The organism is Mycobacterium sp. NPDC003449 (assembly GCF_053588415.1).
In genome coordinates this window covers 22,764-34,579 of sequence record NZ_JBSFPX010000013.1, presented here as the reverse complement: position 1 = coordinate 34,579, position 11,816 = coordinate 22,764, and the positions used below count along the sequence as shown (strand labels likewise).

The window sequence follows — 11,816 nt, the reverse complement described above, 5'->3', positions numbered from 1 at the left end:
CACCGCAGGGATATGTCAGCGCGCCCCAACAGTTCGGCACCCCCGGTGCGCCGCCCCCGCAGTTCAGTGCACCCAGCGTTCCGCGTACACCGCCGCCTCACCAGGCGGCGCCGCAGTACCCGCCGGGCCAGTACCAGCAGCCCGCCGGACCGGTTGGCGGCTATCCCCCCGGCTCGTACCCTCAGCAGTCGTGGGGTCCGGCGCCGCACGCGGGCATACCGGTGGCGCCGGTGGCGGCGAGGAACAGGCCCAAGGGTTCACGTCGCACGCTTCTACTGGTCGCTGGCGGTGCGGTGGTGCTATTGGCCGCGGTGGCCATCTTGGGCTTTGTCCTGCCCAGCGCCCTTGGCGGTAAAGAGTTGAACGTCGAAGCCGCGCAGACCGGCGTCCACGATGTTCTCACCGACAAGACCAGGGGCTACGGGGCCGCCAGTGTCACCGGCGTGAAATGCAACGACGGGCAAAATCCAGAGGTGAAAAAGGGCGCAACGTTCACGTGCAACGTGACGATCGACGGGAAGCCGCGCAAAGTCACCGCCACGTTCACCGATGATGACGGCGCATACGAGGTCGGTCGCCCTCAGTAGGTGACGCTGCGGGCCACGCTATTGAATCTGTCGCGACAGTTCCGGGACCAGGGCGTCGTTGAGATGCTGGTTGGCGAGATACCCCCCGGGACCGGTAAGCGCAGCGACGGTGTCGGGATCGTCGACGATCACCAACTTGCCTTGGTATCCGTTGAACTGAGGTGGCAATCCGGCGAAACCCCCGCTGCCGGCAGCGGAGTCGGTCCGAATGACGACGAGTGCGTCCGTCTCGATGCTGTACACCCCAGCCGGGTCGGGCATCGGTCGAGTTTCGCCGGTGTCGGTGGGTTTGGTCGCGAGATCCTGCCGATACCGGAATCCGATGCTCTCCAGGTAGTCGGCGGCAGTTGACGGAGTCAGGACCTCTGCGACACCGGTATCCGAGTAGATCACCGCCTCAACGGATTTCCCGGAAAATGCCGGGTTCTGATTCTTCACATCATCCTGCTGTGACCGCACTCCGTCGATGAGTTGCTTGGCCTTGTCGTCATACCCGAGGATCTGGCCGACCCAGGTCAGGTGGTTCTGCCACCTCCATTTCTCGGCGGCGTCGGTGGGTCGGGTCACTGTCGGCGCGATCGCCTCGAGCTTGGCGAAGGTGCTGTCATCGAGGTCTCCAGTAGCGATGATGACGTCCGGTTTGGCGGCGGCCACCGCAGAGGTATCGGTGAACCCCGTCAGGACGGCCGGGTCGCTGGTGACCGCCGACTGCTCCCAGCCGGGTAGCGCGCTGGTGGGGGAACCGATCGCCACCGGCTGGACGCCGAGTGCGAGCACGGCGTCGGCATCGCCTGGCCCGATCGCGGCCACCGCCTTCGGCCGTGCGGTCAGTTCAGTGGTGCCGTGAACGTGACTGAGCGTTCGGGCCGAATATGACGGCTCACCTGGGCCTCGGTTCAGCGCCCATACTCCCGCGCCCCCGGCAGCCAGCACGACGGCGATCACTGCTGCGGCGATCAGCATCCGTTTGCGGCTTTGGCCGGATTGCCCAGAACCCTTGGGCCGTACCGATTCGGCGGGTGGGCCCGCGAACGGCGCTGCCTCGGTATGGACCTGGTTCGGGGCGGAATACCAGCCGCTCGGATAGGTGACCTCGGGTTGCGGGTAGTAGGGCGGATCGGTCTGGGCCGGCGCAACCGGTGACGGTGGTGACGGCCACCCGGTACCGCCCCGCCCCGGCGGGACCGGACGCGTCTTGATCACCGTGGTGGTGTCATCGAGCGCTGCCGCCGCGTCGGCCGCGAGTTCGCGAGCGGATTGATAGCGCTGGCGGGGGTCCTTGGCCATGGCTTTGGCGACGACCGCGTCGATGGCCGGCGGCAGATGAGGCAACCGGTCGGTAGGCCTTGGCGGAGGCAGCGATAGATGCCCGGTGGTCACGGCGAGGGCGCCGCCGCCGTCTCCGGCGAACGGGGTTTTCCCGGTCAGCATGCGGTACATCGAGCAGCCCAACGCGTAGATATCGGCGCGGTGGTCGACCTTTTCACCGGTCAGCGATTCCGGCGCGGCGTAGGCGAGGCTCGCCATGACCATGCCGGTCTGGGTCAGGTGAATATCGTCATCGGCCGCTCGCGCAATCCCGAAGTCAGCCAGGAAGATTCGCTCATCGTTCTCGGCGAGCAGGAAGTTGGCGGGCTTGACGTCACGGTGCAGCAGCCCTCGCCGGTGCGCATAGTCGAGGGCGTCAGCCACCGCGGCGACGATCTTCACCGTCCGCGCCGGAGTCATCCGGCTCTTGAGCGTCTCGCGGTCGGCGTCGCTGCCGGCCACATACTGCATGGCAATCCAGAGCAGACCGTCCTGCGTCTCACCGCGGTCATACACCGAAACGATGTGCGGATGGTCCAACTGGGCCGCCAGGTCGGCCTCCCGAAGGAACCGCACCCGGAAATGATCGGCCCGCGTGCGGTCGGAGTGCAGCACCTTCAGGGCATCCGATCGCGGCAGGGTGGGATGAGCCACGCGATACACCGTGCCCATCCCGCCTTCACCGAGGACAGCCTCGATCCGGTAGCCGGCCACCACCGATCCCACGTCGAGCGCCATGGCTGAAGGTCCCCCGATCTACGATCCGTCGACAGTTGCGCGAGCGTCGATCATGAAGCCACCAGCATCGCGTATTGCGCTGCGGTTAGTTGATGGGCGTCGGTCATTTGAGGCGACTGCGCCTCAATGACGTATCGGTCTGCGACCACGACGCACGTGACGACCGACACGCGCCTTCCTTCGCTCTGAGAACACCGCGATCCCTCCAGCCGAGGCACCGCTGCGATCGGTGTGCCGCCCGACTCCGCGGCGTCCTTGGAGAACTGCTCGGCGACTTTTTCGGCGGCTTCGTTGTCGCGCGCCTGATAGACGATGGCACGTCCGACACTCCGCAGGTCCACGCCATTGCTGTCGAACAACTCCTTCGACGTCGCCGGTGATCCCATGAAGTGCAGCGTGGCATGTGGTCCGTACACCAGGTCCCCGACGCCCCCGATGGTCACACGGTCGGTTTGCGGCACGGTTTTGGCCGAAAGTCCCGTCTCGTCCAGACGCAGGTCTGCCCGCTTGGCAGGGTCGTCGGGAGCAAAGCCGTCGATGGCAGGCAGTTGGAGATCCAACGTCTTGTTGATCAGGGATACCGAATGGTCGAGGCCGTCGACGCTGCGCGCATTTTGCATCAGGACAAAGGGTCCGTGCGCCGTGTACGCCGTGACGATTGCCGACGGTGCGGTAGTTCCGAGATTTGTGAATTCATAGGTCGAGGCACGTGTTTCGGGACGATCCGGTATGGGGACCGGTTGAGCGGTTGGTACGTCCCTATCGATGATGCCGGGCACGAGGTCCAATTCGGCGAACCCGGCGGCTGCTGCCGATGCCGCCGGGGCGTCCGGGAACCACATCACTGTGTTGCTCAGGCTGGTTCCTTTGGGTTCCGAGTCGCGTGTCGAGATGAATCCGGAAATGAAGTTGTGTTCTTTCGCAGCCGCCGCATGCCTGCTCAGCATGACGGGTCTGAGCGCGTCAGCGTCTTTGAGAACGCTGGTCCCCGAACCCGCCTTCGACAATGCCGGATCGACCTCCCACGGGCCGATGACATGCTCTGCCATGCGAGCTGCCTCGACTTCCGCACCTCGTTCAGGAGACCCGGCCGGCCCGAGTGGGGAACGCGGTTTGGTGGGGTAGTTGCCGGTGTCCAGGGCCGCGAGGTCCACCTCACCCGGTGCGGGAGGTGCCAGGTGGGCAGACCCGTCCACAACGGTGGCACTGCAACCTGGGACAACAAGCGCGATAGCGGCGAGTGCTACGACGACTTTCGCAGAACTACGCGACGACCGACTCTTCATCGCAGCCCCCGATCCGTCGGCACATTTGGAAACTTACCGCCCCACAGTGTCCCCAGCGGATGACGCATGGCTATCCCGGAATCTTGGCAAGAATTCGGTCGGCGACAGTGTTGGCCGCAGGTGTGGCGTCATCGTCACGGCACACCATCGATTCGACCACAACGTTCGCCTTACCGACTGCAACCTGGTGGCAGTTGCGTGGTAGGCCATCGCGCTTGATGGTCGTGCCGAGGCGGCCCGACTCATTGCTCACCGGGTACGGCACCCAGCGCTGGTTGTCTGCACCGACCTCGATGAAGAAGATGTCGCCGTCGTGGCACCGCCGCCAATGGTCTTCGATATATGTCAGTGCCTGAGCCACCTCGTGGGGCGATTGAAAAATCGCCACCGCCTGCTCGACAGATTGCCAAGTTCGCTCCCCGACTCCGCGGTTGACGTTTCCGGTCACGGCGGGCTTATTGGCGGTCAACCCTTCGGAGGTAACGATCGCGCGCGACATGCACGCCCACGGCTCGATCTTGGTTGCCATCAGCCGCGGCTCGGTATAGGCCTGCAGCTCGGTGAGCTCCTTCTCGCCGATGATCTCGGCGAGTTCGCCCCGCTTCAGCAGCAGGTCAGGCCCCTTGGCGGACGGAACCAGTGCGGGAGCCGCGGACGTGGGAGAGGCAGCCGAGGACGTCGAGCCAGTGGCGCCATCCGATTCCGCCCGATGAGCCTGGCCGTTCGTCGTGGTTGGCGAACAGGCCACCGCAAGCGCCGCGGCGCCGGCCACCATCGCCACGCGCCGCCATCGTGCACGAAGCTCATCACGTGTTGACATTGGTATCCCCCTACTGGTTATCGCTACAGATGCGTGAGCCACGCGTGTAGACGTCTGATCGCGGCTGCATCGTCGGGAGCCAGCGACTCGTCGGATTCGGCCGCCAAGATCGTCGCGGGGGCCACCTGAATCGCGTTCGCGGCCTCGTCGACAGTGATCTGCGCTTCGTGTCTGGCCTGGAAAAGCTTTTGACCTGAGGTTGCGCCCGGCTCCGCTGCCGCGCGCAGCATCACCTGCCGGTACATCCTGCGGATCCGGCTCAGCGTCATCATCAACTCCGGCGCACCGGCCGCTGATTGAGCGGCATTCGCCGACAACGCCTCCAGGCGGCGTAGTTCGGGGAGTGTTCTCCTGGACCATTCCTGAAAACCGGCGGCGGTCACCGACCCCATGGTCGTGCTGATCGTGGCGAGCGCGACGTCGACGGCCTGGGTCAGGATCGGCGGGTCGATGGCGGCGGTGGTGTTGACGACCTGCTCATCCGGGTCATGCGTTGCGATCAGTGCCGTGGTCCCGGGATCGGGCTCCGGGTGCGGTTCCGCGGTAGGTACGGCCTCAGCGTCGCCAGGCTGGGGCATCCGGAGGCTGAACGAGACAGCGATGCCGTCCTCGGCGGATCCGAGGTGGATCGCCAGCCCGTCGACAACAGAAAACTCGCGTTGCCGCACGCCGTCGAGAAACGAACCATTTGTGCTCTGGTCGGTTGCCTGCCAAGTCCCGTCATCGGCTGGTGCGATGCGAAGGTGCTTGGTGGAGATACCCGGATGATCGATGACCACCTGCGCGGTCGATTCACGTCCGATGGTGATCGGAGCATCGGCGGCTTCGACGACGTACAGCCTCCCGTCGACAACAATGATCAACGTGGGCGGCTGTGGCGGCACCGACTGTTCGCTGCCCGGCGTCATCGACACGCAACCCCTTTCCTGACGCATCGCTGCGAGAACGCTACCCCGAAACCGCGCTACGGAGCTGCGCGTCATCGATTGCCGAGCCGGAAATTCGTGCATCGGACCGGCTTCGCGCTGCTATAGGGTCGGAGCATCCGTCGCAGCGTACAAGCGATGGAGTGTGCGGGGGAATGTCGCGTTGTCTCCTGCGCGCTGTCCCTGTCGCATTTGCCAGCCCGGGGCTGGCAGACACACCCAGTAAGAGGTGGCCGATGAGCACCCTGCGTCGATTCGTGACCGCGGTGATTGCGGTGACCGCCGTTGCGGCGCTCGCCTGCGGTTGCGGCGGCTCGGTCAACGGCCAGGCATCCTCACCGCTCTACGACCCTCTGCGGGTGGCGGGAGTTGAGGCGGTCGACGGGCCCAGCGGGGTCCGCGACGGTGCGGCCAGCCCGACCGGCGATGTGGAAGGTACCGACGGCGGTGAGATCGACCGGCTCGCAACACTGGGCGTCAACGATGTCACCGAATACTGGGAAGAGAACTATGACCAGTTTCTCGACGGGCGTTTTCGCTCGGTCGAAAATCTGCTGTCGTACGACTCTGACGATCCGGCCAGCCCTCGGGTGTGTGGCGCGCCCACCTTCGATTCACCGAATGCCTTTTTCTGCCCCAAACTTTGGCTCATGGCATGGGACCGCGCCTTCATGGTTCCGGTCACCAAGAAGTACTTCGGCGACGCCACGGTCGCCGGCCTGATCGCCCACGAATATGGCCACGCCGTGCAGAACATGGCCGATCTGGTCAACATCCTCACCGACGTGATCGTGCGGGAGCAGCAGGCCGACTGCTTCGCCGGAAACTACATGCGGTGGGTCACCGATGGCCACTCCCCGCGATTCAGCCTCAGCACCGGTGACGGGTTGACCCATGTCCTGGCCGGTTTGATCGCCAGTCGCGACCCGATCATCACACCCGAAACCGATCAACTCATCGAAGAGGGGCATGGGACGGCCCTGGACCGCGTCTCGGCATTCCAGATCGGCTACATGGACGGACCCGGTGCCTGTGCCGCCATCGATATGGACGAAATAGAGAGTCGCCGCGGCGACCTGCCGCTGGTCTTGCAGAACGACTCGCTCGGAGACCAACAGAGCGGCGAAGTGCCGATCGACCGCGACGTCATCACCACCCTTGTCGACCAACTCGGCCGAATCTTCCCGCTGGACAACAAACCCACATTGTCCTTCGACAACGACTCCGATTGCGGTGGGTCCGCGGCGAAGTACTGTTCGGACACCAACACCATCGCGGTCGATCTCGATGAGCTGTCGAAATTGGCCGAGCCCAAGGACGAGTCCGAGGGCGCTCTGATCCAGGGTGACGACACCGCGCTGTCCATCGTTATGTCGCGGTACGCCCTTGCGGTCCAACATGAACGAAGTGTTTCTCTCAACACCCCATATGCCAGTTTGCGGACTGCTTGCCTGACCGGGGTGGCGCACCGCCACATGCTCGAGTCCGACGGGGACAATCCCGGCCTGGTCCTCACCGCCGGCGATGTCGATGAAGCGGTGGCGGGCCTGCTGACCAACGGCCAGGCGGCCGCTGATGAGGACGGTAATGCCGCACCTGCGGGTTTCAGCCGGATCGTCGCGTTCCGGTCCGGGCTGGCCAATGAGCAGGATCTCTGCTTCGAGCGGTATTCCAGCGAGGAAGAGAACGCTTAAAGATCGGTCATCATCGGACGGCTGACCCTGCTCGGCTTCGGCAACGTCACTCGGGACGGGTGACGCCCAGGAATTATGCGCCCACGGCCCCGGATGGTGACCGTTAAGCTGATTGATGGTTTGGCATCGGTGGTGTGAGGGGATGGCTGATGGGGGCTCCTGAACTGCGGGTCGATGAGGCGGCTTTGCATTGGGATCCTGCGGAGGTGACTGTGCCGCTGGTACCGGCGATTCCGGAGGGTGCTCCGGGTCCTGATGCGATGAGTTGGTTGGTTTCGGCGGTGACGCCCACGATCGCTGACGATGCCAGGCAGAAGGTTGCTGAGACGCGTGCTCGTGAGGAGCAGTTCGCGGCGAATCTGCTTGCGGCGAGAAACGCCTATCGCGGTACGGACGGCGCGGGCAGCGATCAGATCAATGCCGCAGCCGGTGGCTTGTCTGGTCCTGCTAGTTCTGCTGCTGCGGGGGGCCCTGGCGGTTCGGCCGCGTCGGCATCGGCGGCGTCGGCATCGGCGGCGTCGGGAGGTGGCGATGCCGGTGTGAGTCAGTTGAGTCAGTTGATGGGTGTGGCGATGCAGGTCGGGCAGCAGGCCGTTCAGGCTCCGATGCAGATGGCCGGCATGGCTGGTCAGCTTCCGCAGACCGTCGTGCAGGGTGTGCAGGGCATCGTGCAGCAGGCGAGTCAGGGTTCGGGGAAACCTGGTGAGGGTGACGGGGGCGCCGGCGAGAATGGCGCCGACGGTGGGGACCCAGTTGGCGAGCACGTCCCGGCATCGGCTGAGGACAAGCCGGAAGACAAGAAGGACGACGAGAAGGCGAAGGGCGAGAAGCCTGGGGACGACGATAAGCGGCCGGAGGTAGCGGCGGGGGCCGAGTCCGGCCAGGATCAGCGGGCGCCGATTGAGGCGCCGCACGGGCAACCGTCGGTTCCCGGTGGGATGCCCAGGCACCGGCGGTTGGATGATGCATCACCGGAGGTTGCCTTGTGAGTAGTTGCGTTCACCCGACTGGGGTGTGGGGTCGTCTCGGGCTGGGGGTACACCGGTGAGTGTGCCTCCGCCGCCTCCGCCCCCCGGTTCGATGCCGCCGGGCGGGCCCTACCAGCCGCCCCACGGTGGTGGCTCGGGTTACCCGGGGCCTGGGTTTCCACAATCGTCGTGGCAGCAGCCCGCGGTCCCCAAGAAGCGGGGCAATGGGTGGAAGTGGGGGTTGGGAGCCGTTGCGCTGCTGGCGGTTATCGGTGTGACGGCTGCGGTGACGTTGACTGTCGCGGACAAGGGGAATGGTGGCGGCGGGTCACCGACCGACACGCCTCAGTCGATTACTGGTGCCGCGAACCCAGACATCGCCAGCGCCAACGACACCGGACCGGTGGCGGTGATTACGGAAGACCCCTCGTGTGCAGCAGCGAGGCCGATCATCAACACCTGGGTCAGCAAGACTAAGAATGGTTGGGAGGGTCGAGACTCGTCGATTCCGGCCACTGCTTGGACCCCGGAAGTACGCAATCAGTATGAAGAAGCTGGCCAAGCGATGACGGTAGCTGCCGATCAAATGTTGCCTTTGGCGAAACTTTCCCCGCACCGAGTAATGCGCGAACTCTATTCGCAGTTCATGGCCTACGCGCGTGCTTATGCCGACAATATTCCGACTTACTCGCCACCTGTCGACCACCTCGCACGTGTCACGAACGGTGCGGCTGACTCCATCGCGAACATCTGCGCAGCGATCGACTTTGGATCTGCGGCCGCAAGGGGCCCGTTTGTAACGCGCCTAGCTGAGCCTACCGAGGTCGCCCCGATAGGGGATCTCGCTCAGCCACAGCGTTTTCTAACGGGTCCGAATCCGGTTTGTATGGATTGGGATACCGCTGTCACCCAATTCGCTGACGAAACTGTTGATTGGCGTAAAGTTAATCCCGAAATTTCCGCAGGAGAATGGACGCCGGAACAAAAAGCTGTCAATGAACAGGTTATTCCGATAATGAAACGACTTGCTAGTCAACTGAATGTTCTGGGCGATAGAAGCGAAAGCCCAATATTTCGTGACTTTGCCCAACTTTCAGTGCAGTATCGACGCGCAATCGCTGAGGCGGTTCCTACTTACACTCCGGCCGACGATTATCTCGCGACTGCGGCGGCAAGTTTGTCTGGGATGGTTAACTCAGCGTGTCGAGCGGTTAGTAGCTGACGTGACGAAGGCTTTAGATGTTCGTAGTCGAACGGCGTGACGCACGATGACTATCCAGCCTGATAATAGCGACTACGGGGGGCAGACGGTTACGGGTGCAGGCTGGCCGAACGTCGATGAAGAAGACGTTGCTGCGGTGCGACGTGACTTCGAAGAACTTCTTTTGCGCCTAGCGTTGGTAGTTATTCCCGCCCTAAGTGATCAAAAAATGAAGCTAGCCGACTCCTGGGAGGGCGGTGGGGCGCAAGCGGCGCTCGATGAGGCTGGTCAAATCATCGGCGAGCAAGAGCGGAATGGCCATCTGATAGCTGATGTGATTGCGAAACTGAGGGTAATCGAAGCGGACATAGCTGGCACTAAAGGGCTAGTGAACCTGAAGGCGCAAGAGGTCCAACGCAATTGTGAGAAGATTATGTCGCGGGAGGTGGGTAAAGATGAGAAAGATACCCGCCAGGACGACGCAGATAAAGAAGTTGCCGATGGATACAACGAGAACGTTAAAACCGTGTCGGACTCGGCAATAACCTTAGCGAATAAATTGAAAGTACCTGTCGGCACGCCCGGCGCGGACGGAAAAGTGCCGTCTCCCCCACCGCCACCGGAGGAAACGAGTGGTGACCGCAGTGCTGGTGTAGAGGGGGCTCCAGTCTCTGCAGGTGCTCCTGATCCCTTCCCGGTGCCGGTCCAGGCAGGTCCCCGCATGCCCGCTTGGCGCAATGGAGGCGTAGAGGGTGGCTCGGTATCAGGCGGCGCTCCTAAGGCCCCGGTGGTGCGAACCGATGGAGGGCCGGCGACTGGTGGCCGACCTGACGGGGTAAGTACGCCGGATCTTTCTGCACCGTCAACCCTTGGGGCAGATCCGCGACAATCCAATCCAAGCACGCCAACTGCGCCTGCTATGCCCACAAGCGGCGGTGCTCCTGGCTCGCCGTCCACGACGAGTGGCGGTTCCCAAGGACCGCAGACATCACTCACCTCGACTGGGAGCTCGAAGTCGGAAGGCACATCACCAACGACAGCCGCTGGCACTCCGGCGAATCCGGCTGCCGCAGGCGCCAAACCGGCCACACCTCTGGACCAGCTCCAGAAGGGTATGGCTGACGCCGCGAAGGCGGGTGGTGCGCCGCAGTCGTCGACTTCACCGTCGCAGCCGCTCGGTGCGCCCGCAGCCTCACAGCCGCTCGGTGGGCCGCCACCGGCACAGGCTCCGACGGCCGCACCACCCCCGACGCCGGCCGCCGGGTCGTCGGGCATGCCCGGCGCGGGTTCGGCGCCGGTGAGTGCGGGCCCGAGCGCCGGTGCGCCGTCGGGTTCTCCGATGCCGTTGGGGCCGCCACCGACAGCTCCGCCGGCTGGGCCGACCCCTCCGGCACCGGGCGCGGTACCCGGAGGGCCGCCGGTTGTTCCGGCCGGCGCCGCCTCGGGTGGTGCTCAGGTTGCGCCGATTCCGGTGTCGGCCCGGCGGGCCGAACAGGACGCCGTCGCCCGCGCGTTGCGGCCCTCGGGTGCCGATCCGTTGGAGGTGGTGCGGCGGATTGCCGCAGCGCTCAACGCCCCACCGTCGATTCCTAAGCTGCCGTGGAAATTCGCCTGGGCCGTCGGTATGACGGTTGAGGGCACTGTCATTCTGGCGAACACCTACGGGATGGCGTATATCCCCAACGGTGTGAATCTTCCGGACACCGTGAAGATGGTGTCAGCTGACGAATCGATTCCGCCCGCCGAACGTGCGAAATGGGTGGGACACCCATATGTGGCCCTGCAGGGATGGGTGCAGCATCACGACCAGCGCTTGCGGGCCGTGTTCGGGACCGAGGAGCAGTTGCAGGGTATTGATCCCGGTGCCGCCAAGATCGTATTGACGCCGGTCGACATTCCCGACAACGGCACCATGCAGGGGCGCAGCCGCCTAGAGGTTATCGCCCCGGATGTGGCCGCCCGCCTCGCCGAGGTCCCCGACACGGGGTTGACCGATCTGCTGCCGGTGCGCCCGGCTGATGACACGCCGCCTGTCGACCAGGCCGATCAACTGTGGTTCGAGTCGATCAAGCCATTGATGCGGAAGGGATCAAACACCGGTACCGCACACCTTGAGGCGTTCGTGACGTACGCGAATCATGAATACGAACTGGCGCTTCATCGTGCGCATACCGCGGCTGCCGCGGTCGCGCAGCGATCAGCGATCGCCGATTGGATCTACTGGCAACACGTCAGTGTTCTGATCAGCGATGCCCTGGGAAGCCAGGTAACGGCGTAAACATTTGCCG

General features: G+C 64.2%; 9 protein-coding genes. 5 read left to right on the top strand and 4 right to left on the bottom strand.

The window, feature by feature from the left end; all coding sequences use genetic code 11:
* The first annotated feature begins 311 nt into the window (after window positions 1-311).
* Window positions 312-587, top strand: coding sequence for a DUF4333 domain-containing protein (locus tag ACWDTP_RS06310; RefSeq protein WP_450017733.1), 276 nt, complete (start codon window positions 312-314; stop codon window positions 585-587).
* 18 nt (window positions 588-605) lie between these two features.
* On the opposite strand, the gene ACWDTP_RS06305 is transcribed toward ACWDTP_RS06310, so the two are convergent.
* From ACWDTP_RS06305 to ACWDTP_RS06290, 4 genes are all read right to left on the bottom strand, one after another.
* Window positions 606-2,633 carry a serine/threonine-protein kinase gene (locus ACWDTP_RS06305; protein WP_450017666.1) on the bottom strand — a complete coding sequence of 676 codons (2,028 nt, stop codon included), beginning with the start codon at window positions 2,631-2,633 and terminating at the stop codon, window positions 606-608.
* Between the two features lie 50 nt (window positions 2,634-2,683).
* Window positions 2,684-3,919, bottom strand: a complete 1,236-nt coding sequence (locus ACWDTP_RS06300; protein ID WP_450017664.1) for a DUF7373 family lipoprotein — start codon at window positions 3,917-3,919, stop codon at window positions 2,684-2,686.
* Window positions 3,920-3,989: 70 nt separating this feature from the next.
* Window positions 3,990-4,694: a sensor domain-containing protein gene (locus tag ACWDTP_RS06295; protein WP_450017731.1), complete on the bottom strand. Its 705-nt coding sequence runs from the start codon at window positions 4,692-4,694 to the stop codon at window positions 3,990-3,992.
* Window positions 4,695-4,762: 68 nt separating this feature from the next.
* Window positions 4,763-5,647: an FHA domain-containing protein gene (locus tag ACWDTP_RS06290; protein ID WP_450017663.1), complete on the bottom strand. Its 885-nt coding sequence runs from the start codon at window positions 5,645-5,647 to the stop codon at window positions 4,763-4,765.
* Window positions 5,648-5,901: 254 nt separating this feature from the next.
* Between ACWDTP_RS06290 and ACWDTP_RS06285 the strand changes: the two genes are divergently transcribed.
* The 4 genes from ACWDTP_RS06285 to ACWDTP_RS06270 all read left to right on the top strand — a co-directional run bounded on the left by ACWDTP_RS06285 (window position 5,902) and on the right by ACWDTP_RS06270 (window position 11,806).
* Entirely contained in the window at window positions 5,902-7,359 is a 1,458-nt protein-coding gene (locus tag ACWDTP_RS06285; RefSeq protein ID WP_450017661.1) for a peptidase, read from the top strand.
* Between the two features lie 149 nt (window positions 7,360-7,508).
* Window positions 7,509-8,348 (top strand): hypothetical protein, encoded by an 840-nt coding sequence (locus ACWDTP_RS06280; RefSeq protein WP_450017659.1) that lies wholly within the window; start codon window positions 7,509-7,511, stop codon window positions 8,346-8,348.
* A 220-nt stretch (window positions 8,349-8,568) separates the two neighbouring features.
* Window positions 8,569-9,549 (top strand): hypothetical protein, encoded by a 981-nt coding sequence (locus ACWDTP_RS06275; RefSeq protein ID WP_450017657.1) that lies wholly within the window; start codon window positions 8,569-8,571, stop codon window positions 9,547-9,549.
* A gap of 1,450 nt (window positions 9,550-10,999) precedes the next feature.
* Window positions 11,000-11,806: a secretion protein EccK gene (locus ACWDTP_RS06270; protein ID WP_450017655.1), complete on the top strand. Its 807-nt coding sequence runs from the start codon at window positions 11,000-11,002 to the stop codon at window positions 11,804-11,806.
* Window positions 11,807-11,816: the final 10 nt, after the last annotated feature.